General features: G+C 45.7%; 27 protein-coding genes. 18 read left to right on the top strand and 9 right to left on the bottom strand.

All coding sequences use genetic code 11. The annotated features are described in order from the left end of the window. Nucleotides 1-16 precede the first annotated feature (16 nt). Entirely contained in the window at nucleotides 17-541 is a 525-nt protein-coding gene (locus FYJ59_RS14545; RefSeq protein ID WP_331464303.1) for a helix-turn-helix domain-containing protein, read from the bottom strand. Nucleotides 542-820: 279 nt separating this feature from the next. Here FYJ59_RS14545 and FYJ59_RS09180 point away from each other — a divergent pair, with 279 nt between their 5' ends. Together FYJ59_RS09180 and FYJ59_RS09175 are read left to right on the top strand one after the other, a co-directional pair. Then, nucleotides 821-2,110 carry an ATP-binding protein gene (locus FYJ59_RS09180; protein WP_154496575.1) on the top strand — a complete coding sequence of 430 codons (1,290 nt, stop codon included), beginning with the start codon at nucleotides 821-823 and terminating at the stop codon, nucleotides 2,108-2,110. A 31-nt stretch (nucleotides 2,111-2,141) separates the two neighbouring features. Further along, entirely contained in the window at nucleotides 2,142-2,630 is a 489-nt protein-coding gene (locus FYJ59_RS09175; protein ID WP_154496574.1) for a gamma carbonic anhydrase family protein, read from the top strand. A gap of 12 nt (nucleotides 2,631-2,642) precedes the next feature. Here FYJ59_RS09175 and FYJ59_RS09170 read toward each other — a convergent pair whose 3' ends face one another. From FYJ59_RS09170 to FYJ59_RS09160, 3 genes are all read right to left on the bottom strand, one after another. Further along, a complete protein-coding gene (locus FYJ59_RS09170) occupies nucleotides 2,643-2,867 on the bottom strand; it encodes a PAS domain-containing protein (RefSeq protein WP_205839510.1) in 225 nt (74 codons plus the stop codon). 12 nt (nucleotides 2,868-2,879) lie between these two features. After that, entirely contained in the window at nucleotides 2,880-3,686 is an 807-nt protein-coding gene (locus FYJ59_RS09165; RefSeq protein WP_154496572.1) for a GGDEF domain-containing protein, read from the bottom strand. A 134-nt stretch (nucleotides 3,687-3,820) separates the two neighbouring features. Then, nucleotides 3,821-4,426: a hypothetical protein gene (locus tag FYJ59_RS09160; protein ID WP_154496571.1), complete on the bottom strand. Its 606-nt coding sequence runs from the start codon at nucleotides 4,424-4,426 to the stop codon at nucleotides 3,821-3,823. 389 nt (nucleotides 4,427-4,815) lie between these two features. Here FYJ59_RS09160 and FYJ59_RS09155 point away from each other — a divergent pair, with 389 nt between their 5' ends. The 9 genes from FYJ59_RS09155 to FYJ59_RS09115 all read left to right on the top strand — a co-directional run bounded on the left by FYJ59_RS09155 (nucleotide 4,816) and on the right by FYJ59_RS09115 (nucleotide 12,729). Then, on the top strand, nucleotides 4,816-5,571 hold the full coding sequence (locus tag FYJ59_RS09155; protein ID WP_235897976.1) for a class II aldolase/adducin family protein: 756 nt from the start codon (nucleotides 4,816-4,818) through the stop codon (nucleotides 5,569-5,571). A 239-nt stretch (nucleotides 5,572-5,810) separates the two neighbouring features. Continuing rightward, the gene (locus tag FYJ59_RS09150; RefSeq protein WP_154496570.1) at nucleotides 5,811-6,035 is read left to right on the top strand and encodes a hypothetical protein; all 225 of its coding nucleotides are present in this window, start codon (nucleotides 5,811-5,813) and stop codon (nucleotides 6,033-6,035) included. A gap of 16 nt (nucleotides 6,036-6,051) precedes the next feature. Then, nucleotides 6,052-6,330: an ATP-binding cassette domain-containing protein gene (locus FYJ59_RS09145; RefSeq protein WP_331464302.1), complete on the top strand. Its 279-nt coding sequence runs from the start codon at nucleotides 6,052-6,054 to the stop codon at nucleotides 6,328-6,330. Nucleotides 6,331-6,406: 76 nt separating this feature from the next. Beyond that, a complete protein-coding gene (locus FYJ59_RS09140) occupies nucleotides 6,407-6,634 on the top strand; it encodes a purine biosynthesis protein PurH (protein WP_154496569.1) in 228 nt (75 codons plus the stop codon). Between the two features lie 92 nt (nucleotides 6,635-6,726). Then, the gene (locus FYJ59_RS09135; RefSeq protein WP_154496568.1) at nucleotides 6,727-7,749 is read left to right on the top strand and encodes a glycoside hydrolase family 2 protein; all 1,023 of its coding nucleotides are present in this window, start codon (nucleotides 6,727-6,729) and stop codon (nucleotides 7,747-7,749) included. Between the two features lie 287 nt (nucleotides 7,750-8,036). Next, a complete protein-coding gene (locus FYJ59_RS09130) occupies nucleotides 8,037-9,059 on the top strand; it encodes an ABC transporter ATP-binding protein (protein ID WP_154496567.1) in 1,023 nt (340 codons plus the stop codon). A gap of 1 nt (nucleotide 9,060) precedes the next feature. Beyond that, nucleotides 9,061-11,199 (top strand): Gldg family protein, encoded by a 2,139-nt coding sequence (locus FYJ59_RS09125; protein WP_154496566.1) that lies wholly within the window; start codon nucleotides 9,061-9,063, stop codon nucleotides 11,197-11,199. A gap of 24 nt (nucleotides 11,200-11,223) precedes the next feature. Then, nucleotides 11,224-11,802 carry a DUF4340 domain-containing protein gene (locus FYJ59_RS09120; RefSeq protein WP_154496565.1) on the top strand — a complete coding sequence of 193 codons (579 nt, stop codon included), beginning with the start codon at nucleotides 11,224-11,226 and terminating at the stop codon, nucleotides 11,800-11,802. A 75-nt stretch (nucleotides 11,803-11,877) separates the two neighbouring features. Then, complete coding sequence (locus tag FYJ59_RS09115) at nucleotides 11,878-12,729, top strand: DUF11 domain-containing protein (protein ID WP_154496564.1); 852 nt, start codon at nucleotides 11,878-11,880, stop codon at nucleotides 12,727-12,729. A gap of 163 nt (nucleotides 12,730-12,892) precedes the next feature. On the opposite strand, the gene FYJ59_RS09110 is transcribed toward FYJ59_RS09115, so the two are convergent. Beyond that, on the bottom strand, nucleotides 12,893-13,435 hold the full coding sequence (locus tag FYJ59_RS09110) for an NADH peroxidase (protein ID WP_022154063.1): 543 nt from the start codon (nucleotides 13,433-13,435) through the stop codon (nucleotides 12,893-12,895). 111 nt (nucleotides 13,436-13,546) lie between these two features. After that, the gene (locus FYJ59_RS09105; RefSeq protein WP_154496563.1) at nucleotides 13,547-13,942 is read right to left on the bottom strand and encodes a Fur family transcriptional regulator; all 396 of its coding nucleotides are present in this window, start codon (nucleotides 13,940-13,942) and stop codon (nucleotides 13,547-13,549) included. A gap of 257 nt (nucleotides 13,943-14,199) precedes the next feature. On the opposite strand from FYJ59_RS09105, the gene FYJ59_RS09100 reads away from it, so the two are divergent. The 4 genes from FYJ59_RS09100 (at nucleotide 14,200) to FYJ59_RS09085 (ending at nucleotide 18,682) form a co-directional block, all read left to right on the top strand. Further along, on the top strand, nucleotides 14,200-15,687 hold the full coding sequence (locus FYJ59_RS09100) for a sensor histidine kinase (protein WP_154496562.1): 1,488 nt from the start codon (nucleotides 14,200-14,202) through the stop codon (nucleotides 15,685-15,687). Between the two features lie 83 nt (nucleotides 15,688-15,770). After that, nucleotides 15,771-16,463: a response regulator transcription factor gene (locus FYJ59_RS09095; RefSeq protein ID WP_022154060.1), complete on the top strand. Its 693-nt coding sequence runs from the start codon at nucleotides 15,771-15,773 to the stop codon at nucleotides 16,461-16,463. A 175-nt stretch (nucleotides 16,464-16,638) separates the two neighbouring features. Beyond that, nucleotides 16,639-18,000: a TrkH family potassium uptake protein gene (locus FYJ59_RS09090; RefSeq protein ID WP_154496561.1), complete on the top strand. Its 1,362-nt coding sequence runs from the start codon at nucleotides 16,639-16,641 to the stop codon at nucleotides 17,998-18,000. Between the two features lie 31 nt (nucleotides 18,001-18,031). After that, entirely contained in the window at nucleotides 18,032-18,682 is a 651-nt protein-coding gene (locus FYJ59_RS09085; RefSeq protein ID WP_154496560.1) for a potassium channel family protein, read from the top strand. A 116-nt stretch (nucleotides 18,683-18,798) separates the two neighbouring features. Here FYJ59_RS09085 and FYJ59_RS09080 read toward each other — a convergent pair whose 3' ends face one another. Both FYJ59_RS09080 and FYJ59_RS09075 read right to left on the bottom strand, forming a co-directional pair. Further along, nucleotides 18,799-20,076 carry a dicarboxylate/amino acid:cation symporter gene (locus tag FYJ59_RS09080; RefSeq protein WP_328597222.1) on the bottom strand — a complete coding sequence of 426 codons (1,278 nt, stop codon included), beginning with the start codon at nucleotides 20,074-20,076 and terminating at the stop codon, nucleotides 18,799-18,801. After that, on the bottom strand, nucleotides 20,076-20,924 hold the full coding sequence (locus FYJ59_RS09075; RefSeq protein WP_154496558.1) for an SDR family oxidoreductase: 849 nt from the start codon (nucleotides 20,922-20,924) through the stop codon (nucleotides 20,076-20,078). Before FYJ59_RS09075 ends, FYJ59_RS09080 begins: the two co-directional genes overlap by 1 nt. 225 nt (nucleotides 20,925-21,149) lie before the next feature. Between FYJ59_RS09075 and FYJ59_RS09070 the strand changes: the two genes are divergently transcribed. Continuing rightward, nucleotides 21,150-22,037, top strand: a complete 888-nt coding sequence (locus FYJ59_RS09070; RefSeq protein ID WP_022154055.1) for an ROK family protein — start codon at nucleotides 21,150-21,152, stop codon at nucleotides 22,035-22,037. Here the strand turns inward: FYJ59_RS09070 and FYJ59_RS09065 are convergent. After that, nucleotides 22,031-22,894 carry an AraC family transcriptional regulator gene (locus tag FYJ59_RS09065; protein WP_154496557.1) on the bottom strand — a complete coding sequence of 288 codons (864 nt, stop codon included), beginning with the start codon at nucleotides 22,892-22,894 and terminating at the stop codon, nucleotides 22,031-22,033. The two genes, FYJ59_RS09070 and FYJ59_RS09065, sit on opposite strands and share 7 nt — an antisense overlap. A gap of 215 nt (nucleotides 22,895-23,109) precedes the next feature. Here FYJ59_RS09065 and FYJ59_RS09060 point away from each other — a divergent pair, with 215 nt between their 5' ends. Together FYJ59_RS09060 and FYJ59_RS09055 are read left to right on the top strand one after the other, a co-directional pair. Next, entirely contained in the window at nucleotides 23,110-24,432 is a 1,323-nt protein-coding gene (locus FYJ59_RS09060; protein ID WP_154496556.1) for an MATE family efflux transporter, read from the top strand. A gap of 222 nt (nucleotides 24,433-24,654) precedes the next feature. Next, nucleotides 24,655-25,536, top strand: coding sequence for a putative manganese transporter (locus tag FYJ59_RS09055; RefSeq protein WP_154496555.1), 882 nt, complete (start codon nucleotides 24,655-24,657; stop codon nucleotides 25,534-25,536). The last annotated feature ends 17 nt before the right edge of the window (nucleotides 25,537-25,553 follow it).

Genomic DNA, 25,553 nt, shown 5'->3' with positions numbered 1-25,553 from the left:
TTTGCTATATTTGTTTTTATACTTTTTTCGCGGAGTCGGGAATAAATTCAAGTCTTAATTGCATCCCCAGTCCCTGAGCCAGCTTTTTCAGCGTACTCAAACTGGGATTCCGGGTACCGTTTTCTATTCTGCTTATGTCAGCCTGTGGAATTCCTGTTTTAAGAGATAACTCTTTTTGTGTAATATTTTGATTTGCTCTTGCATCAATTAATGATTGGATGATGTCGTATTCTGCCTGGAGAGCATCATACTCGGTTTTTACCTCAGGATTTTGTAAAGCTTTTTCCTTATAAGCCCTATAATTGCTCATTGCCATACCTCCGCTCATAATCCTGGTAATATCAGATCTTTGTTTTGTTCGTAATTCAAAGAGTCCATTTTGAATGTGTTTGGAGTATGGTTCACGTAAGAGTGGACCATTTGTCTCCAACAGATCAATAGTCCTTAAGGTTTTCGCTAATATTTTAGGTTCGAGAGAATCCAAAAAATCCTGAACGGGACATTTTCCGTCAATGGTGTCGTAAAAAAGAACTTCGTACATTAGTTTTCCTCGTTCTGTTAATATTATAATATGTTGAATACAACATATTGTCAAGATGTTCCTATGAAATATTACTTATTTACCTGAATCGGAGGTGGTATCTAGGCTATGTAATTGTTCTACCTTAATTTTATATATCATTAAGCGGAGGAATGTTCCTTTTTGATAGGAAAAAATGTAGTAAACTACAAAATATTGGTCAGAAAAAATGTTGTATATATAATTGATTTGATCGAAAAAAATGTGGTAAACTATATTATGTAAGAAAGGAGGCCGCCAATGAAAAGATTTGCCATGGAACAATTACAAAGCTGGAAAGAAAAGGAAAAAAGAAAACCCATGATTATCATGGGCGCAAGACAGGTGGGAAAAACATGGTTAATGAAGGAATTCGGAAGACAATTTTTCCCCAAAGTGGCATATGTATCCTTTTATAATAATAAGAGAATGAGCGACGTCTTTGAAATGGATTTTGACATTCAGAGAATTCTTATGAATCTTAATATCGAAACAGGGGTCACAATTACTCCCGGAGATACGTTGATCATTCTGGATGAAATTCAGGATGCACCGAGAGTCCTGGAATCTCTGAAGTATTTCTGCGAAGATGCACCGGAGTATCATGTTCTTGCAGCGGGATCCCTGTTGGGAGTAGCGATTCATCAGGGAGTATCTTATCCGGTAGGCAAGGTGGAACTGCTGGACCTCTATCCTTTGAATTTTAGGGAATTTCTATGCGCCATGGGGGAAGAAGCTTTGTCTGGGGCATTGGACAGCAAGGACTTTTCCATTATAGACAACTTTTCGGATAAATATCTATTTTGGCTAAAAAACTATTATTATACCGGTGGAATGCCTGCAGTAGTTGATCTTTTCAGAGAGCAGAAGGACTATACCGGTGTTCGGGAGTTACAAAAAGACATAGTACGTCAGTACCGGGGAGACTTTGGTAAACATATAGATGCCAAAGATCTTCCCAGAATTCGTATGGTATGGGAATCCATTCCGATACAGCTGGCAAAGGAAAACAAGAAGTTTTTCTTCGGACAGATAAAAAAAGGTGCCAGAAGTGCAGATTTTGAAATTGCGATACAGTGGCTCTTGGATTGCGGACTGATTTACAAGGTAAATCGTGTCAATGAGCCACATGTACCGTTGGCTGCATACAAAGAGATGAATGTATATAAACTGTTTGTACTGGATGTAGGACTGCTAGGGGCAATGAGTGATTTAGATGCCATGAGTATTCTGGAGGGCAATGATATTTTTGTTGAATTTAAAGGTGCATTGACTGAACAATACGTATTACAACAGATTATTTCGGATACAAAATATACACCTTATTATTACGGAACGGAAAAAGCAACCTTTGAGCAGGATTTTATGATACAAGTGGGAAAAGATGTTGTTCCTATCGAAGTAAAAGCGGAGACAAACCTGAAATCGCAGAGTCTGAAATGTTATTGTGAAAAATATCATCCGCAGACAGCTATCCGCTTTTCGGCAAAGAAATATATTGATCAGGGTTGGATGAAAAATGTACCGTTATATGCGGTGTGCACTTTGTAATGAAGGTTTAAAATATAAGGAGAAAAAATATATGCAGATCCATGATACAGCATTTATAGCGCCCGGAGCAGTGGTGCTGGGAGATGTGGCGATCGGAGAAAACAGCGGAATCTGGTACAATGCGGTGGTCCGGGGCGACCGGGAATCCATTGTCATCGGCAAAGAGAGCAATATTCAGGACAATGCGGTAGTGCATCTGGGTAGCGGATATCCGGTGGAGATCGGAGACTATGTAACCATAGGACACGGTGCGATCATCCACGGCTGTAAGATTGGCGATAATACCATGATCGGTATGGGAGCCATTCTGATGAACGGCTGTAAGATCGGGAAAAACTGCATCATCGGTGCCGGAGCACTGGTGACGCAGAATGTGGAGATCCCGGATAATTCCCTGGTCGTCGGTAATCCCGGGAAAGTAAAACGTGCTGTTACCGAAGAAGAGATCCGGTGGAATCTGGAAAACGCACGCATTTACGTAGAGGAAGCACAGGAAGAGAGAAGGCATCTCCGGAAGTAACCGGGGATGCCTTTAATGATGATAATGGGATTCTATAAAATCGTAATCCACTATTAACACATAGAAAACCGAGCCATAATGTTCACTCTCCACGATACGCCCATAATCCAGAACCGTCTTATAAGTTCCATCTTTGACAGCAAGTCGGTATTTGACATAATCATTGTATCCGTTCATGCCGGATTCTATCTGCTGCCAGATGCTTTCTTCTACCTGTGTCAGATCTTCAGGATGCACCAGATTACGGAATTAATGTTTCGTAAAATGCATAAAATCATCCAGATCCGTACACCCTGTCAGCTGAAGCATTTCCTGATTAGCGTACAGGATGCGTTCATCCTCCTTTTCGGATCGGTAGATGAAAAAGGCACCCGGCAGGTTGTCAGAAATATCCGATAATGAAAAACCAAGCTGTGTCCGTTTCGAATTGTGGAAATCCGGCCGGTAGGCCAGAGCACCATGTTTTCCCTGTAATTTTACCTCATAGAGTGCAATGTCGGCATAACGGAGAATGTCAGAGACTTTTTCTGCGTTGGCGGGGTATTCCGCATAGCCCAGGGAAATGCTGTAATTGTGTTCGACGCCTTTGGCTGAAAAAGAGCGGGAAGCCTTGCTGAAAGCGTCTATCATTGGGGCAGCCTCTTCTGCACTGCAATCCTTCAGGATAATACAGAACTCATCACCTCCATTTCTGGCAATAATGGAATTATCCGGAAAAGCCTGCACTAAGGATTGTGAAAGCTGCAATAGAACCTGATCACCGATAGTATGACCATAGACATCATTGATAAATTTAAAATTATCCACGTCAAGTAATATACCGACACAGTTTTTCTGCTTGTTTCCCTCCAGATACTCCTCCATCTGCAAATTAAATCCGTTACGATTTAAGAGACCGGTCATAGAATCCGTCAGGGAGAGTCTGCGGAACTTTTTGCGTTGCTCGTCAACGAGTAGTATAGATATCGTTAGAACCACCAGTAGTAGGATCACTGCAATGCCACATAATACTACCAGAAGTAAAAGTTTGTCATTCTTCCAGCCATCGGTGGGCATGACTTCCAGCTACAGCCTCCCAGAGTAAAATCAAGAGTAAAATCATAAGAGACGGGATCCGCCAGCGTCTCCGTCGACTGGTCTACCACGGTATATTCATCGGTCAGAGGTGAGATGGTCTTCGATAGCCGGTATTAATAACCGAAATTGGTTAAGGCATCAGCGGAATGCTGAAAAATATCAGGAACCTTGATGATAACCATAGTCATGCCCCAAAAATAGGGAGTTCCATTCTCATCCTGTAAAAAAACAGGATTCCGGATCGAAAGAACGTGTCCTCTCTGCTCCAGCTCGAAAGGACCATGTATGATAAGCGCATCATTGGCAATGCTGTATTTTACGGTCTCTCCGCGGTATTTGTCATGGATCAGATCTATTTTACCTGCTTCATTTCCTTCAGTGGAGTAGATATCTGTTACGACACCTCCGGGAGCCAGTTGGATACTTTGGACGTAATCTGCCATCATTCTGTCCGCAATGGTATCAAATTTGTCGATTCTGCCGTCCGTACTGATCAGAAGCTGCTCCAGTGTATCCGTGATACTGATACCGGCATACAGATCTGCGATCATGTTATCACCGTAGGTTACAGCATTCAATTCTGCAAGAGTGCGAAGATGTCTGGAGTTGGCCTGCTGTACCGCATGAGCGATCATATATAAGACAATGCTGCCGATAAGAAGTACCCATAACGGCAGCAGCCATTTGGTATGAGAAAATTTAATTTTATTCCGTGTCATAGTGCTATGCTTCCTTCGTATGTGTTGGCAAAATAATTCAAATTTAATTATAGCATTTTGACGTTTTTTTATATAGACATGAGAAGATATTTCATTCCGCTTCGGTCCGTGCTAAACATGTGCCACTGGCACATGGCACCCTACCCTCTACTCGCATATCGAGGGATTATCATCCCACTTTTATGCTCATATCGGGGCGGGTCATAAGTATTTTAGTATCATAAAAAAGAATAGAAATGTGGTACAATACCTAGGGAAAGATAATTAGTTACGAAAGAATATGTTAGGAAGCATGCATAAAAAATTATTGGGAATATCAGCTGGACAAGGAGAAGGGCAATAAGGTAATATATTATTGTATGCCGGAACGGAAAAGGAGGATTCCTCCGATGGAAGGAATCGCCTGCGGAATGGAGATTAGTATGGAATATATATCAGATGCACAGGCAAAACAGATGATCTTAGAGGTAGGCCGCAGAATGTATCAGGGCGGCTTCGTGGCAGCGAACGACGGAAATATTTCCTGTAAAGTCGGAGATAATGAGATCTGGGCAACACCTACGGGAGTTTCTAAGGGATTTATGACAGAGGACATGCTGGTAAAACTGGATCTGGACGGGAATGTGTTGGAGGGAACGCACAAGCCTTCCAGCGAGATTAAGATGCACCTCAGAGTATTCAAGGAGAACCCGAAGGTACAGGGCGTGGTACATGCACATCCTCTGACAGCAACGGCGTTTGCCTGTGCGGGCATCAGTCTGGAAGAACCGGTGCTGATGGAAGGGGTACTGTCCTTAGGCTGTGTGCCGTTAGTACATTTTGCCCTGCCCGGCACAGAGGAAGTACCTGAAGCGGTGGCACCCTACTGCTGGGAATACAATGCTGTACTGTTAGCAAACCATGGCGCGCTGACCTGGGGAGATAACCTCATGCAGGCATATTACCGCATGGAGACCACGGAATATTATGCGAAGATCCTGATGATGAACAACTTTATCTTAGGGAAGAAGACGTTGTTGTCTCAGGGACAGATCGACGATATTATCAAGATCCGTGCAGGATGGGGCATCACCACGGGTGGCAGACCCATCGGACCGGAGGGCGCGCAGAATCTGGAAGATATCTGCATTTCCCAGAGAAAATAAATAAGCTATAGAGAAAACAAAAGACTGTGAAACAAAATATGTTTTTCCGGGATCATTAATGCGAATTACCAGCACTGCCTTTTTTAATGCTTTATTTGCGTAATTGTATAGACGTGAGTAGGAAGAAAAGCGCCTACAGGACACAGATTTTTCACAAAGTGACCACTTTTTCAATACAAAATTTTCCTATACTTGAGAAAACAACGGATATTGGACGAAATTGCAACTGGAGGTTCGCCGTGAAAATCAATGAAATCAAACAACTGATATTTTCTCATAAAAAGGACAGTGTCAAGCCCCAAAATAAAAAATCCCGGAAAAAATGGATCATTACAGCACTGGTATTGGTACTTGCACTGGGCGGCGGCTCCGTGGCAACGGTGATGATATTACATAAGAACAGCAACAGGTCAGAATTCACCCTGCCGAATAACCTGTCGGGAGGAAGCAGAAGAAAAGTGTAAAAATACTATCAAACTGTTGGGGCTGGATCACCGTATCGGACATAAGCCCAACGAATTGTCCGGCGGACAGAAGCAGAGAGTATCCATTGCCAGAGCACTGGTGGGACAGCCGGCGATCCTTCTGGCGGATGAGCCTACCGGTGCTCTGGATCAGACCAGCGGCAGAGAAGTACTGAAACTGTTCCGGAAACTGAACGATATGGGCAACACCATCGTCATGATCACCCACGACCTGGGCGTAGCACAGTCCGCCAAACGTATCGTGCGTATTGTGGACGGACAGCTACAGGAATAAAGGAAGGGAAAAGCTTGCACCCTACAGATGGCTATGATACAGTGGCTGTAAAAGAAAGACAAGCGAGGAAGAGAAAATGGCAGGATATCTGATCAAGGATACTACAAGAGAAGAAAGGGAGCAGATCGTGGCGGAGTCACTGGGATATATGGAAGCAAACTGTGATGGCTGTAGTTCGGGACTGGCGGAAATGTATCAGGCATACATCGACGGGGAGAAGGAGCTTCGGGACATCAACATGGAATTTCATGCAGGTTATGTATCCGGAGAGGAAGTGCCCGGCTGCAGGTCTTGTCCCATGTAATAATAGTGTGCGGGAAAGAGGGATTTCCGGCATAAATAAAATGTTATCTGCAAAAACTCTTAGTAACAGAATGCGAAAGGCAGGAAAGAGAAATGCAGATGAGAGACGATCTTGGAATTACAACAAAACTGGAAAATGGCAAGGCTTATCTGGAATTTGCCCTGCCGGAAAAGATAGGGCGTTTGCTGTCCACATTACAGATTGAGATCTGGGAAGGTGCGGAGGGCGAACGCCTTGTTTTTCATGGGGAATACTCATCAGAAGAAGCGGATTCCATGACAGCGTTGCTGCTGCGGCCGCATCTCTGGGACGGCGTGCGGGATCCCTATGTCTATCTGGTGAAAGCGCAGGGAAGGTTCGGAACCGTGGAGTATGGAGAAAAGACAGGTTGCACGGAGAATGAGGAAGAATCAGATCCTGCTGAGGATATAACCGGTGCAGTGGAAGTGTACTGGCAGCAGGAACTGGCAATTTATGATGTGCGTGTCGTAGATAAAAAGGGAATTTTCCTCAATGAAAAAGAGTTCCTTCCGCATGAAGTATGCTACCGAATGCTTCTGCAGACCGGTGATGCCGGGATATGGGAGGAGCAGATGAAAGAGGATCTGGAACGATTGGCCCGGATGGGAGTCAATGCGATCCGGCTGGAAGGAACCGGATCCGGGGCAGAGAGACAAAACTGCTACGAAGTGCGGGCGTTTTACCGTCTGTGCAGAAGATGTGGATTCCTCACGGGTGACCTGTGGATAAGACCGGAAAATCTTCCGGTGTATCGTGGATTACCAGGAGAAGTGGCGGAAGCACTCCTTTCGGCGGACGGCAGGACACTGACAGAACGATATTACTATTATCAGGCAAAATGGAGCAGCGAACCGGTGCTCTATCCGGCACTTTCCATCCTGCATCGTCAGGAGAATGGATTACTTTCCCTGACAATTTACAGCAATCAGAAAAAAGTGGTGCTCTATGTGGACGGAGTACTTTTTTTATTCCAGTCGGCCGCATCCGGTGATCCGGAGTTTATTTTTGAAGATATTCCTGTGGAGAAGCTGCCGCTGCATCTGGCGGCGGAGGCAGGAAATTTAAGCATTTCTCTGACCGTGACAAAGCTTTAAGGGTTGTGGTTTCACACAATTTTCACAAAGGTTTCACCTTTTCATGACATTTGAAACATATACTGATACAAGGGGGTAAAGGTTAACCGCTGTTCATGCTTGCATGATAAAGCGGTTGAATTTTACACCCGTAAAACATGAGGAAGTAGCGATTTGCGAAGCAAATCAGCGGATTCCGAATGTTTTTCGGATTGCGGGAGCAGCTTGCTGCGAAGCAATTCGGGGTATCAGTTCTGGGTACCCGTAGATATCAGGTGGGGGTATCACACCATATCCGGGAGGTAAATATGATAGAAGTAAGCAATCTTACAAAAAAATATGGTGACCATACTGCCGTAGATCATCTCTCTTTCCGTGTGGAAAAGGGTCAGATCTACGGTTTTCTTGGTCCAAACGGCGCAGGTAAATCCACGACCATGAACATCATCACGGGTTACCTGGCAGCCACGGAGGGTACTGTGACGATTGATGGCAAAGATATCCAAAAAGATCCGGAGGAGGCAAAGCGTGCCATCGGTTATCTGCCGGAGCTTCCGCCGCTGTATGTTGACATGTCTGTCAGAGAATACCTGGAATTCGTGGCAGAACTGAAAAAAGTGCCGAAAAAAGAGCGGAAGCAGCAGATTGACGAGGTCATGGAAATGACACAGATCACCGATATGCAGCAGCGTCTGATCAGGAACCTGTCAAAAGGTTACAGGCAGAGAGTCGGACTGGCGCAGGCGATCCTTGGCTACCCGGAGGTCATTATTCTGGATGAACCCACGGTAGGTCTGGATCCGAAACAGATCATCGAGATCCGTGATCTGATCCGCAGGCTGGGGGAGAATCACACGGTGATCCTCAGCTCCCATATTCTGTCGGAGGTCAGTGCAGTCTGCGACCATATTATGATCATAGCCCATGGTAAGCTGGTAGCCAGCGATTCTCCGGAGAATCTGCAGAAGCTCATGAGCGGTTCCATGGAACTGGAGCTGGAAGTAAAGGGAAGCGCCGCTGCGGTGAAGGCTGCATTGCAGAAGATCTCACAGATCGACCGGATCGAAGAGAACACGGAGGCATCCAAAAATATTGCAAAACTGAAAGTAATCTCCAAAGAAAATGCCGACATCAGAGAGCAGGTATTCTATGCACTGGCAGAAGCAAAGCTGCCCATTTTAGAGATGACTCATGCGGAGAAGTCTCTGGAAGACATCTTCCTGGAACTGACCGAGGATGTAGCACCTACACAGTCGGAGAAGCACAAACTATTCTCAAAAAGAAAAAAGCCGGAAGCCGAAGAAACTGTAACTACAAAGGAGGCGGAATAATATGCTAGCCATTTATAAGAGAGAATTGAAATCCTATTTCCGTTCCTTTATCGGATTTTTATTTATTGCGGTCACCCTGTTTTTCCTGGGACTGTATTTTAGCGTTTATAACCTGATGAACGGATATCCTTATTTTGCGTATGTGGTATCCAGCGTTACCTTTTTATTCATGCTGACCGTGCCGATCCTGACCATGCGTATTCTGGCGGAGGAAAAGCGGAGCAAGACGGATCAGCTGATCCTGACGGCACCGGTGTCCGTAGGCGGCATCGTTATGGGAAAATTCCTGGCGCTGTTAACTATATTTGCCATTCCCGTAGCGATCATCTGCTTTTACCCGCTGATCATGGCGCAGTACGGCAGTGTTCCCATGGGAGAGGCTTACCTGTCGATCCTGGCATATTTCCTCTTCGGGATGACCGCCATTGCCATCGGTCTGTTCCTGTCTTCCGTGACAGAGAGCCAGGTCATCGCAGCAGTACTTACTTTTTTAGTATTGTTCCTGGGATATATGATGGATTCCATTTGCTCCATTATTTCCAGCACCGGCAATCTGTTGACAAAGCTGCTGCGCTGCTTTGACCTTTATACACCGTTTTCCAACCTGTTAAACGGCACACTGGATGTATCTTCTATCGTATATTATGTATCCGTTACGGCTCTGGTTCTGTTCCTGACGGTACAGTCCATTCAGAAACGCCGTTACAGCATGTCCGTGAAGAACTTAAGCTTTAGTGCCTACAGTACCGGTATGATCGCCGTAGCGGTAGCATTGGTAGTAGTCGTTAATATTATCATGGGCGAGATGCCTTCTAGCTGGACAGCAATCGACATGACCAGCCAGAAGCTCTATTCCCTGACAGATCAGACCGTTGACTATGTGAAAAATATGCAGGATGATGTGACAATCTATGTGTTGGTAAATCAGGACAATCAGGATACCACATTGGGGCAGACTTTACAGAGATATGATGATCTGTCGGATCATATCACCGTGGAATATGTGGATCCCACCGTTAACCCGATGTTCTATACCCAGTACACCACCGGCAACATCAGCACGAACAGCCTGATCGTGGTCAGCGACAAGCGCAGCAAGGTCATTGATTACAACGATGTCTATGAGTCTTCCTATGATTTTGACTATTCGACGTACAGTTATAACACCACGACCACCGGTTATGATGGCGAAGGACAGATCACCAGTGCGTTGGATTATGTGTTAAATGACAATATGCCCAAGGTATATATGACAACAGGACATAACGAACTGAGTTTAAGTAACACTTTTACATCCGCACTGAACAAGGAAAATGTGGATTATGAGACCGTGAATCTGATGGATCTAGATGCTATCCCCGACGATGCGGCCTGTCTGTTCATCAACGGCGCCACCAGTGATTTCTCTTCCGATGACAAGGATAAGGTGATCGATTATCTGGATAATGGCGGTAAGGTCATCCTGGTGACCGGTTATACCGATGAGGAGACACCCAATATAGATGCTATCTTAAGCTACATGAATCTGAGCATTGCCAAAGGACTGGTAGTGGAGAATGATTCCAACGGCTATTACAGAAGTCCGTATTATATCCTGCCGACACAGAGCTCTGACAGCTATACCTCAGGCACCTACGGAAAATATCTGTTCCTGCCGTATTCTCAGGGCATCATCGTCCCGGAGGAAGTAAGTACCGGCGAGACAGCCACCGGTGATATTACCTATGATGTATTCCTGAGCACCTCCGACAGCTCTTTTGCAAAACAGGATGTCAACAATACACAGGATTTTTCACAGAGTGAAAATGATATGAATGGTCCCTTCGCATTAGGTGTTGAGGCAGTAAAGACTTTGGATGATGGGGATGCGACACTGGTCGTGTACGGTTGCGAGCAGCTGTTCACGGATGATGCAAATTCTGTCGTCAGCGGTGCGAACCTGACCCTGTTCACCAATACATTCAGTGGAATGACAGATCATGAGACATCGGTATCCATTCCGGTAAAAAGCTATGAGGTCTCTAATCTGGTAGTGAATTCCGCACAGATTCTGTTGTTGGGCTTGTTGGTTACCATGATCCTTCCCGTCGGTTGTATGATCGCCGGATTTGTGATCTGGTTCCGCAGACGGAAGAAATAATTGGGAAAGGCGTGAGTTATAGATATGAAAAAGAAACAAAGACAGATGATCGGAATGCTGCTGGCACTGGTGGTGCTGGCGGCAGTATTCCTGGGCATCCGACAGTATAATAAAAATACAGTATCCGCGACTTCCACTACCGAGGATACACAGGAGACGGTGCTGGATGTGAACTCCGATGATATTACCAGCTTCTGCTATGTATATGAGGGAGAGACCTATGCCTTTGAAAAAGAGGATGAAACATGGTACTATGCGGACGATCATTCCCTGAATCTGAACCAGGATCGGATCAAGACGATGATCCTGAAGGTGGCACCGTTAAAGGCAGATCAGGTGATTGAAAATGTGACGGATATGTCACAGTACGGATTGGCGGATCCGGAGCGTACCATTCAGTACGAGACTGCAGATCGCAGCGTGATCATTAACATTGGTAATCTGAATTCCATGACCAGCCAGTACTACATTGCATTTCCCTCTGAAATGAAAGTATATGTCGTGACTACCAACGTGGTGACCGGCTTCAATTATACGCTGGAGGATCTGGTGGAAGAGGAGGACAGTACGGATGTGGCAGAGGAAAGTCAAGAAATGCAGTGACAGAATCCGTCAACTTTCTTAAAAACAGTCATATATTATAGTAAATCCAAATACAATGAAAGGATACAAAAATATATGGCTAGATTTACAAATCAGGCACAGCTTCGCTATGGAAATGAGATTACAAACTCCAATATAGCAGTGGGTGAGATCACGGAGGTATTGTCTGCAACCAAGACAGCAGTGCGGGATACCTACGGACAGAATGAAAATGTGACGTATGTGATCAGCATTGTGAACTCAGGCACTACAGCATTTAACGGAATTACAGTAACGGACAATCTGGGAGAGTATTTGTTTAATGCCAGAGAACTGACACCTCTGACGTATATTCCGGGGACCGTAAAATACTATGCAAACGGAATTTTACAGGCAACACCGGCTGTAACGGCAGGCCCTCCTCTGACAATTACGGGAATTACCGTGCCTGCGGGAGGTAATGTGACACTTACCTATGAGGCTGAGGTGAACTCTTATGCACCGCTGGCAGCAGAGGCTTCCATTACGAATACGGCGACGATTGCCGGGGCAGGGGTCACTCCTGTTACTGTGAACGAGACAGTAAATGCGGTAAGCGGACCGCTTCTTACGATCACAAAGTCCGTCAGTCCCGTACCCGTGACAGAGAATGGAACATTGACGTATACGTTCCTGATACAGAATCTGGGGAATACGGCAGCAGATGCAGCTACCGGTGTCGTGATCACAGATACCTTTAATCCTGTATTGGAGAATCTGTCTGTGAATTTTAATGGAACTGCATGGGCAGAGGGAACAAACTATACGTATGATACGACTACCGGATTATTTACCGGAACTGCAGGAGGTATTACTGTACCCGCAGCGACTTACACCCAGGATCCCGTTACGGGAGCGTGGGGGATCAACCCCGGTGTCAGCACGCTGGTGATCTCCGGAACCGTATAAGGGCTGGCGTGCTCCTAAGGCTGGCGCCATGCAACCCATTCGCAGTCACTGCGTGACTTGCTCATGGACGGCTGTCGCCGTATAAATCTAAAATAAAAAGTCACTGGAAGTACATAAATGTCCTCCCAGTGACTTTTTATTTTATCCTTGCATGGCTTGTAGTTTAGCCAAAGTATCTCTTTAACAGACCCTCAAATGCCTTGCCATGTCTTGCCTCATCACGAGCCATCTCATGAACGGTGTCATGAATAGCATCCAGGTTCAGAGCCTTGGCTCTCTTAGCCAGATCAAACTTACCTGCGGTAGCACCGTTCTCGGCATCTACTCTCATCTCCAGATTCTTCTTGGTGGAATCGGTTACGACTTCACCTAACAGCTCAGCGAATTTTGCAGCGTGCTCAGCTTCTTCGTAAGCAGCCTTCTCCCAGTACAGACCGATCTCGGGATAACCTTCTCTGTGAGCTACTCTTGCCATTGCCAGATACATACCAACCTCAGAGCATTCGCCCTGGAAGTTCGCACGCAGATCTGCAATGATATCCTCGGGAGCACCCTTCGCTACACCTACTACATGCTCAGCAGCCCAGGTCTTACCTTCTTCCTGCTTGGTGAACTTGGAAGCGGGAGCGTGACAGATGGGGCACTCTGCGGGAGCCGCATCACCTTCATAAACATAACCACATACCTGACATACATACTTTGCCATAATTTTTTCTCCTTTTCTCAAATGAAATGTTTTGTTTTTAGTTTTCTCTTTTTGCGTGTGCTTTATCAGCACAAATATATTATGGAACGAAGCCAGTTTTCATTCAGAAAACTAGGACTCCGTAGCAACCCTGGTGCAGGCGGGACAAGTGCCATAGAAATAAGTGACATGTCCCCGGATCCGGCCGTCAAATCTCTCTCCGGCTGTCTCCATGATGGAATCAATACTATCCATGTCCAGATCAATGAAGCTTCCGCATTCCGTACACACGAAATGATAATGTTCGGAAGTATCGGCATCAAAATGGTCAACACCGTCACCGACCCGGAGTCGTAAGATCTCTCCCATGTCAGACAACAGAGTCAGATTACGGTAGACGGTACCGAGACTTAATTTCGGATCCTGCTGTTTCAGATTAGAATAGATCACATCAGCGGTAGGGTGATCCTTGCGTCCCATGAGAAAGGATTTGATCATTTCTCGTTGTCTGCTTCGTTTCAGTGCCATGATAAGCTCCCTTCTCAATAATAGTAATGATTACTGTTTCTTATAAGCTTATTATACATGATGCGAGAATAATGTCAACAGAAAAATGAAAAAATTTTGTTTATATTTTTTTTATGATATTCCTGCTTCCTTTATACACAGAAGGTAGGAATCATGCTATAATGAGCGAAAGTAAAGTATAAAACACGCGCAAACTTGTGCTACACAGTGTACTAAAGTCACGGAAAGTTTGCAGGTCGCTGAAAGGCAAGAGTAATATGAAATTTAAAACCAGACTTCGTGTAACATTTATAAGTATTATATTACTTCCGCTGTTGCTGACGATCATGGCGTTTGTGATGATTGCCATTTACCTGATGAATTACTCTCAGGGTCTCAGCCTGACGGATATTGATTATTCCATGATGTCGGAGAATTTCAGGGAATTCACCAACACCACGGATCAGGCGTATTATGTGCTGCTGGACCAGGTGAAGGAAGACAGCAGCAAGTTAGAGGATAAGGAATATCTGGATCATGTGAATGCAGAGGTATCCCGGAAGTCTACTTATATTATAGTGAGAAAGGGTGACGGACTATACTATGCGGGCAATGAAGATGCCGCACAGAAGATTTTTGAAAAACTGCCTGCCTACGGTGAAGAGAATCTGTCGGATGACAGCGGATATTTCTACAATGAACTGGAGAAGTATGTAAAACAGATTGATTTCACTTTCCGGGATGGAACACCGGGCAGCGTATTTATCGTCACGAAGGTCAATTCGCTGATCTCGAGACATCTGCTGATCGATATGTTCGTGGCTATCATAGTGATCCTGATCTTCACCAGCCTGATGCTGACCCAGTGGATCCACAAGGGCGTATTTGAGCCCATCAATGAGCTGAATGTGGCAATGCGCAAGATCAAGGAAGGCAACTTTGATTATGTTCTGGAGACAGATGCCAAGGGTGAGATCGGTGATCTCTACCGCAATTATGAAGACATGCGTTTACGGCTGAAGGAATCCACGGAAGAGAACACCCAGCATGAGAAGCAGAACAAAGAGCTGGTCAGCAATATTTCCCATGATCTGAAGACCCCTATCACAGCCATTAAGGGTTATGTGGAAGGAATCATGGACGGTGTGGCAGATACGCCGGAGAAGATGGATAAATACATCAAGACCATCTACAATAAAGCCATTGATATGGATCGTCTGATCAACGAGCTGACCACTTATTCCGGAATTGATAATAACCGGATCCCGTACAATTTCCACCGGATCAACGTGGCGGATTATTTCGGCGACTGTGTGGAAGAAGTCGGACTGGATCTGGAGCAGCGGGGTATCAAGCTGAACTATTCGAATCTGGTATCTCCTGACACAGTTGTCATCGCGGATCCGGAGCAGATGAAGAAGGTCATCAATAATATTATCAGTAACAGCGTAAAATATATGGATAAGCCCAATGGGCACATTGATATCCGTATTCTCGACGAAGTGGATGCTATCCGGGTAGAGATCGAGGACAACGGCAAGGGAATCGCGCAGAAAGATCTGCAGAAGATCTTTGAGCGGTTCTACCGCACGGATGCTTCCCGCAATTCCGCCCAGGGCGGCAGTGGCATCGGACTTTCTATTGTGAAGAAGATCATCGAGGATCACGGCGGCTATGTATGGGCAACAGCCAAAGAGGGTGAAGGCACCTGTATGCATTTTGTCCTGAGAAAATACATTGAACTGCAGCCGGGTGGAACCAAGTAATGAATAAGGAATCAATAAGGAATGAAACAGAAATAGCATGATAACCGATGATGCAAGGACATTCTGTAAATGGAGGGTAAATTATGAGTAAGATTTTAATTATTGAAGATGAAGTAGCAATTGCAGATCTTGAGAAGGATTATTTGGAGCTCAGTGATTTCAAGGTGGATATCTGCAATACCGGCGATGAGGGACTAAAGACTGCACTGGCAGGGGATTATGATCTGATCATTCTGGACCTGATGCTGCCCGGCATGGACGGCTTCGAAGTATGTAAGAAGATCCGCGAGGAGAAAAATATTCCTATTCTCATGGTATCTGCGAAGAAGGACGACATTGATAAGATCCGCGGCCTAGGGTTGGGGGCGGACGACTATATGACCAAACCTTTCAGCCCCAGTGAGCTGGTAGCCCGCGTGAAGGCGCACATGGCCCGTTATGAGAGACTGGTGGGAACCAACCAGAAGCAGCAGAATGATATCGTGGAGATCCGCGGTATCCGTATTGATAAGACTGCAAGACGTGTCTATGTGGACGGTGTGGAGAAGACGTTTACGACCAAAGAGTTTGATCTGCTGACGTTCCTGGCGGAGCATCCGAACCATGTATTTACCAAAGAAGAATTGTTCCGTGAGATCTGGGATATGGATTCTATCGGTGATATTGCCACCGTTACCGTGCACATCAAGAAGATCCGTGAGAAGATTGAAAAAGATACTGCAAAACCTCAGTATATCGAGACCATCTGGGGTGTGGGCTACCGATTTAAAGTATAAAAGAAGAAAAATAAGATCAGAAGAGAACTCCTATGATGGATTCGGCAACAAACTGTCTCCAATAGGAGTTTTTTATCTAAAAGTGTGTTATAATCATAACATTGCGGATTGCACCCGTGAAATTTGATTAGCGATTCCACTGATGAGATAAAGCATCGGCGGAATGGAGTGTGTTATGAACAGTAAAAAAATAATACAGTTGTCTACGACACAGAAGATCATGCTTAGCTTTCTGTGTGCCATATTAGTGGGTAGCTTCCTGCTGGCATTACCCATCAGTTCAGCTACCGGAGAAGCGGTTCCTTATATAGATGCTTTATTTACGGCTACCACATCCATATGTGTGACCGGTCTGGTGACGGTTCCCACATATTCCACCTGGAGCGTCTGGGGACAGATCGTGATCCTGTTTCTGATCCAGTTGGGAGGTCTGGGAGTCATTACGGTCATGTACGGTGTGATGATGGGACTGCACAGACGACTGGGACTGGGTAACCGGTGGATGCTGCAGGATGTATTTAATCTGAATAATATCTCCGGAATCGTGGAATTCCTCCGCAAGGTTCTCATAGGTACTCTGGTGGTGGAGGGATGCGGAGCTCTTTTGTACATGACAGTATTTGTGCCGGGATACGGACTCAGAGGCATATGGATTTCGATTTTTAATGCTGTATCTGCCTTCTGCAACGCAGGAATGGATATTATGGCGGAAGACAGTCTGTGCGGCTATGTATTTCAGCCCATGGTCAATCTGGTCACGATGCTGTTGATCATATTGGGAGGTTTGGGCTATATCGTCTGGTGGGATGTACTGCGGGTTTTGAAAAATATCCGGAGCCAGAAGCTCAAATGTTTCAGACTGCTGACGCTTCACAGTAAAATAGCACTCACGGTGACAGGAATACTTATTGTAGTGGGAGCGGCGGCATTTTATATTTTTGAATACAATAATCCTCTGACGATGCAGGATTACACGGTGCCGCAACGGATCTGGGCATCCCTGTTCCAGGCAGTAACTACGCGAACCGCAGGTTTTGCCACGATTCCACAAGAGGATCTGACCAATACCTCTGCGATCATTTCGGTGCTTTTGATGCTGATCGGCGGCTCTCCGGTGGGAACCGCAGGAGGAATGAAGACAGTTACGATCGCAGTGCTGCTGGTATCTATGTTTGCCACCATAGGTAATAAGGAGGATGCAGAGCTTTTTGGGAGAAATATTCCGAAGCAGGCGGTGAATAAATCGGTAGCAGTTGTAGGTATGTTTTTTATCATTGCGTCGTTGTCTGCGATTCTTTTATCTGCAGTGACAGAGGCGGATGTGATAGATATTGTGTATGAAACAGTCAGTGCCACAGCTACTGTGGGATTAAGCAGGAACCTGACTTCCATGCTGAATCTTTGGGGAAAACTGATTATTATCATGACCATGTATCTGGGAAGAGTCGGCCCCATATCTCTGGTAGTGGCATTCAGCACGCAGAAAAAGAACAAAAATATTGTGAAGAACCCGACAGAAGAGATCAGCGTCGGATAAAGCAGATCGAAGCAACAGGAAGGAAGAGACTATGGGAATCAATCAGACCTATGCAGTATTTGGACTTGGAAGATATGGAAGAAGTGTGGCGAAGGAGTTGGCAGAGAACGGCGCAGAGGTGGTGGCGGTAGACAATAGAGAGGCAGTTGTCAATGCGGCAATCTCAGAGATTCCATACTGTAAATGTGCAGATGTTACAGATCCGGAAGCGTTGAGACAGATCGGTATTGCGAATATTGATGTGGTCATTGTGACCATGGCAAATCATCTGGAAGCCAGTGTTATGGCAACCATGCTGTGTAAAGAACTGGGCGTAAAGACCGTTATCGCCAAATGCGCCACTGAGATAAACTGCAAGATCCTTACGAAAGTAGGAGCAGACCGTGTAGTATTCCCCGAGAGTGAGTCAGGGATCCACCTGGCCAAAAATCTGTTAAGCTCCGGTTTCATGGACATTATCGAATTGTCCCAGGATGTGTCTATGGTGGAAATGGAAGTCAAACAGCAGTGGATCGGGAAGAACCTGATCGAGCTGAATCTGCGGAAAAAATATTCCATTAACGTGGTGGCGATCATCGAAGGAAAAAATGTAAATACCAATATCGATCCGGAAGTACCTCTGACACAGGATATGCGGCTGATCGTTATTGCCAACCGGGCAAAACTTAATAAACTGAAATAGAATAGCTTCGAGCTATAAAAAAGTGAAACATCTGACGGTGCACTTGAGCACAAGACAGAATGTTTCACTCTTTTTTTTATACAGTGACAGCCGTCTGAAAAGTTGTAAACAGGTGATCAGTTATCTGCCCGGAAAGTATTCTCGTTAAAGGCACCCTGCTGCTTAGCCACGATAGTGGTACATACGGCATCACCGGTGATATTGACAGCGGTACGCAGCATATCCAGGATACGGTCGATACCCATGATCAGTGCAATGCCTTCGGTAGGCAGTCCCACGGAGGTCAGTACCATGGACAAGGTGACCAGACCGACACTGGGGACACCGGCAGTACCGATGGAGGCGATCGTCGCGGTGGCAATGACAGTAGCAATGGCAGCCGGGGTCAGAGGAATACCGTAAGCCTGTGCTATGAAAACAACTGCTACGCCCTGCATAATGGAAGTACCGTCCATGTTAATGGTGGCACCCAGAGGAATCGTAAAGGACGAAATCTGTTTGGAGACACCGATTTTTTTATACAGAGTGTCGATAGACAGAGGGATCGTCGCATTACTGGTGGAAGTGGAGAAGGCAAAGGTCATAACCGGGAAGAACTTTTTAATGAACTTAAAAGGATTCAAGCGGGTGAACACAAACAGCATGACCTGATATACCACGAAACACTGTACTGCCAGTGCCAGAATGACACTTCCCATATATTTCAGCATAGGCACAAAAGCGTCGAAGCCGATACCTGCGAAGGTCTTGGCGATCAGGCAGAAGACACCGACAGGGGCTGCTTTCATGACTGCAATCGTCATTTCCATCATAATGTCATTGAACTGACTGAAAAAGTTCGCCACAGTGGAGACCCGGTTGCCCATGGCAGCCAGAAGAATGCCGACAAATAAAGCAAAGAAGATGATCGGCAGCATATCTCCGGTGGACAGAGAGGTAAAAATATTTTTCGGAATAATATTCAACAACGTCTCCGCAAAATCTACCTGGGTGGTCGCGACTTCGGTGGCATCCTCCGGCAATGCAATATTTAAACCGATGCCGGGATTGATCAGACTGGCAATGCCCAGTGCCACGCAGATCGCCAAAGCAGTGGTGCACAGATAGAACAGGATCGTTTTCACACCCACAGTTCCCAACGTTTTCGTATCACCGATGGCCATGGCGCCGCAGACCAGGGAGCAGAATACCAGAGGAACCACCAGCATCTGCATCAGACGGATAAAACCGTTGCCCAGTACATAGAGAATACCGTTGATCAGAATCGTATCTCTAAAGTACCCTTCCGGCATATAATAATGGATCAGCACACCACATACCGCACCGGTTAAAAGGGCAATAAAGATTTTGGTGGACAGACCGAGTTTTTTCTTTTCTTTTTCGTGTTTTTCCACTATTCCAGTCCTCCGGTTTCTTTCATGTAGGAAGCCAGTGTCTCTCTCCAGCCACTGGGTTCTTCGATGCCGGTGAGACGCAGCATCATATTATCCAGTACGGAATATTTCTCCGGGGTGCCGTCTTTTACTGTGACGGTAAGCCGCTCCTCTTTTCCGGCAAGACGCAGGATCTCTTTCGCGAATTCCAGGCGTGTGCAGGAACCGCCGCTGCATACGGCGTGATAGATACCGTAATGGTCGTTGTCGATGAAAAATTTTACCACGCGTGCAAGCTCAGCAGCGGAGGTAGGTACCGCACGGTCGTTGTTTAGCAATTCCATTGTGGATACCTGAGGGTCCGCGGCAGCTTCGAGTACTTCATTCAAAAAGTCTTTGCCGATGCCATAGATCCAGGAACTGCGGATAATGACATAGCGGGTCATCAGCTGGATGACGAATTTCTCTCCGGCGTATTTGGATTTTGCAAACAGTCCTACGGGATTTACATCATCGAACTCATTATAGGGTGTGTCGGATGCGCTGGAAAATACATCATCCGTAGAGATCTGTATGAGTTTTGCCTGAATGCTCTCCGCAGACTGCGCCAGATTTCTCGCACCTACGGCGTTTACCTTGTAAGCCATATCTGTCTCCGACTGCGCTGCACCGGCGGAAGGATGATATCCTGCACAGTTGATGACGACATCGGGACGATTGCGGTGCATGAACAGGGAAACTGCATGTTCATCCGTGATATCCAGCTCGTCCTTATCGGTTTCGTATAATTCATATTCCATCATGTCTAACAACCTGATCAACGCCTGCCCCATGTGACCGAGGGAACCGACGATCCATATTTTTTTCATTGTGATATAACCTCCTGCAATTTGTGTGTAACTGAGAACAGTATAACAAGTATATCATAGGAAAGATCCCCCGGAAAAGAGAAAATTAAAAAGAGAGAGAAACTCCATAAAAATTGATATTAACAGGGAGAAAAGGATTTGCTATACTAACCACAGAGAGCGGAATCCGAAGGAAAAGCTCAGGATATATTTGACAGACAGAATCTGGAAAGGCAGGGAGTTTATATGGCAAAATTACGTCTGGGTGCATTGGAAGCCGGCGGTACAAAAATGGTCTGCGCTATTGGGGATGAGAACGGTACAATTTATGAACAGGTATCGATTCCTACAACTACGCCTAAGGAGACGATTCCTAAGATGATCGCTTATTTTAGGGACAAGGGGATCGATGCATTGGGAATTGCCTGTTTTGGACCCATTGAGCTGGACAGAGATTCAGAAAAATACGGTTATATCACAACCACGCCAAAGCTGGCCTGGAGGGACTGCGATATTGTTGGGCAGATGCAGGAGGCACTTCATTGCCCCGTGGGATTCGATACAGATGTGAATGGTTCTGTCCTCGGCGAAGTGACCTTCGGACAGGCACAAGGGAAAAAGTGTGTCATGTATCTGACCATCGGTACCGGTGTCGGCGGTGGTATTTATAGTAACGGAGAGCTGCATCACGGAATGCTCCATCCGGAGACCGGACATGTGCTGATCACGAAGCGGACCGCAGATACTTATGCCGGAAGATGTCCTTATCATAAGAATTGTCTGGAAGGTCTGGCAGCAGGCCCTGCCATCGAAGAACGCTGGGGCAGGAAAGCAGTGGACCTGGCAGATTGCCCGGAAGTATGGGAGCTGGAGGCAGATTACATTGCTCAGGCACTGACCGGCTATGTCATGACGGTATCACCGGAAATGATCATTTTAGGCGGCGGTGTCATGCACCAGGAGCAGTTGTTCCCGCTTATCCGCAAGAAGCTTAAGGAATACATCAATGGCTATATCGTAACGGATGAACTTGCAGACATGGAGCATTATGTGGTGCCGGCATCTCTTCACGATGATCAGGGCATTATGGGATGTCTGGAGCTGGCAAGAAGAGCTCTTGAAAACGATCATTGATAGGGCAGCTGTTTACGATATTGCAGCGGAGACATCTGATATGTCCTATGAAAGCAGCGGATAAAATGACTCACGTTGGGGAAGCCGGACTGCAGGGCAACCTCTGTAACCGGCAGAGAGGTGCTCTCTAACAGATGGCAGGCATGGGTCAGCCTCAGATGCATCAGGTATTGCGTCAGAGTCAGATGAAAATGCTGCTTAAAATAGCGGGACAAATATTTTTCGGATAAATGAAATTGCTCTGCCAGGGTTTCCAATCGAAGGGGTTCCGTGTAGTTATACTGCAGATAAGTCAGTATCTCACGCTGCATCGGATCGTTCCTTTTGGAGCCCATTGGGTTAATGGTTCCGCAGGAAGCAATTTTTTGGATAAGTGACAACAATAAAATACGTAATCGGAAATGCCCGCTCAATGTATTTGGAAGCTGTCTGACAGACAGGATCTCACGGATGAGAGAAATGATGTCAGGACAGCTTTTTTCGTGGGAAAGATTATGATGCAAAAGCAATTCATGGTTACGCAAGGGAAGGAGAAACTCCGTTTCCAACAGATCATCCGTCTGAAAGGAAATAAATTCCAGTGGGAACAGCAGGGTATGATAGTCTACGCCCGGAATTGAGGAACCCATAAAATGAAGCTCACCGGGATTTACAAAATAGACGGAGCCGCCGGTCGCTTCGTATTCTTCTCCTTCAATGATGATCTTAAGAGAGCCGGAGCGGACATATATGATCTCGACCTCCGGATGCCAGTGGACAGGAATCTGAAAAAAAGCAGGCATATCATGCAGGTGATAACAGCTAAAAGGAAATTCTTTTGTTCCGTGAATGCGTTCTTCTCTTAATTCAGGGTACATAGGCAGGCCTTTCTGTGAAGTGGAGTAGAGGATATTATGGTCAGATTACTATAAAAGTAGAAATAAGTCAATTTTCTGTGGTAAAAATGCAAGTTCTAGGAAAGATAAAGTAGTAATATGTAAAAATTGAAGAGACTATTCGGAATAGTATTCTGAATAGTTGTAAAATGAAAATGCAAATTTTTAGGAACCGCAGAAAGGATATAAAACCTACGATGGAAGGACAGAATAAGTCATTATTTCAATTATTTGTACCACTGTGTCTGGAGACGATCTTTTACATGTTGTCCGGAATGGTGGATACCTTAATGCTTTCTTCTGTGGGAGATCAGGCAGTCGGAGCAGTCGGAACAGCAAATACTTATATTGGTGTGTTCATTATTATGTATTCGGTAGTTTCTATGGGAATGCTGGCTGTGATGACACAGAATATCGGTGCGGGCAGACCGGGGATCGCCTGTCAGGCAAAGAGCCTGGGATTATGGTTTAATGGAATCCTGGGTGTTGTGATGTCTGTTTTTTTGTTTTTCTGTTCCGATGGGATTCTGTATGTGGTAGGTATTGCACCGGCATTGAAGGAGCCTGCCGTACAATACCTGCGGATCGTAGGAGGCGGAAGCATATTGAACGCAATGATTCCCATACTGGCAGGATATCTGCGTGCGTTCGGATATACGAAACAGCCCCTTATCGCAACTGTGACAGGTAATATTTTGAACTTTATATTAAATGCCGTGTTTCTGTTTCGTTTCCACCTCGGTGTGCAGGGGGTCGCATCCGCAACAGTGATCTCTAAAGTAGTGAATCTGATATTGATAGTGATCTTTGTACGGCGGCTGATCCCTGCAAAAAAATATTCGGAGAGGGTAAATTCCGGAGAGATTTTGCGGAAGATCATCCGGATCGGATTACCTTCCGCTTTGGAGAATACTATTTATAATATAGCGATGACACTGGTGATCCGTTTTCTGAACCAGATGGATACGGAGGGAATCAATGTGGCTGCCCGCTCCTATACGGCACAGATCACAAATTTATCCTTCTGTGTGGGAAGTGCGCTTGCACAGGCGAATGCCATTATGACCGGATGGTATATGGGTGCGGGAAAATATGAAATATGTGATAAGCAGACTAAAAAATCTGCGGCGATCGGAGCGGTACTGGCGATGGGAACAGAATTTCTGTTTGCAGTCAGTGCCCCGGTCCTGATCTCTTTTTTCACGCAGGATAAGAGTATGGTAGAACTAGTGCAGAAGCTGATGTTTATTGATATTGCCCTGGAAGCCGGACGAGTAACAAATCTGGTATACGGAAATGCACTGAAAACCAGTGGAGATGCTGTATTTCCGGTGATCCTCGGAGCTGTTTTCATGTTTTTGTGTGCAGCGGGAGGAACGTATCTGTTGGGGATACAGCTGCATCTGGCAGTAGTGGGTGCTTATATCGGTCTGACAGCAGATGAATGCAGCCGTGCGGTCGGCATGATGTTGCGCTGGCGGAGCGGAGCATGGAAGAAAAAAGGATTGATCGAAGATTGATCGAATTGCAATAATAAGACGGTATACCGGCTGGCTTTTGCCCGGGTGGGCATTCTCTTGCTTTTCGTAGCTTATCATAGCATAGCGCATTTTTTATAATTAAAATATTGACAATATGAAAAAATGTGTTATAGTTCTAAATGCAAATGCAACTCATTTGCATTTAGAACAAATATATGATTAAGTATTCATTTGATAAAAAAGTATGGAAAGGTAAGAGTCATGTCGGAAGTTATTTTAGATACTTTAATAGATAGTATAAAGCTGGTGCCATTTTTGTTCCTGACCTATCTGGCTATGGAATATCTGGAGCATAAGGCTGGCGAGAAGACCACACATATGGTGCGTAAAGCAGGTAAAATGGGACCGTTGATCGGTGGCGTGGCAGGTGTGCTGCCTCAGTGTGGGTTCTCGGCAGCAGCATCCAACTTATATGCAGGCAGGGTGATCACTCTGGGAACACTGATAGCCATTTATCTGTCCACTTCTGATGAGATGCTGCCGATCCTGATTTCGGAGAAAATGGATATCTGCTTTGTACTGGGCGTGCTGGGAGCGAAAGCAGCCATTGGTGCCATAGCCGGGTTTGTGATCGATCTGTTGGTCCGTGAGAGGAAGATACATCCTCATGATCATGTTCACGGACATGGGGAAAATGACCATGAAGAGGAAGAACACATTCATGAAATCTGTGAGCATGAGAACTGCCATTGTGAAAAGGATGGCATTTTTCTATCTGCGGTAAAGCATACGCTTCACATTACCTTTTTCATTATAGTCATTGGATTTGTTCTGAACACAGCACTGCATTTTGTGGGAGAAGATGTTCTGGCCGGTCTGATCCTGAACCGTCCCGTACTGGGACCTGTGCTGGCAGGATTGGTGGGACTGATCCCCAACTGTGCAGCATCTGTGACCATAACGCAATTGTATATCAGTGGTGTGATCAGCCTTGGAGCCATGATGTCCGGATTGCTGGTAGGAGCGGGAGTAGGACTGCTGGTGTTGTTTCGCGTGAACCCGGATAAAAAGGAAAATCTGAAAATCGTGGGAATTTTATATGTGATTGGTGTTTTGACAGGAATTGTGATAAACTGGCTGTAGGCACAAGCAGTGCCAAA

Origin of the sequence: Waltera intestinalis, assembly GCF_009695995.1 — a bacterium.
In the GTDB taxonomy this organism is placed as follows: Bacteria; Bacillota; Clostridia; order Lachnospirales; family Lachnospiraceae; genus Acetatifactor; species Acetatifactor intestinalis.
Note: the sequence above shows the minus strand (reverse complement) of the source record. Positions and strands in the feature narration are given on the sequence as shown.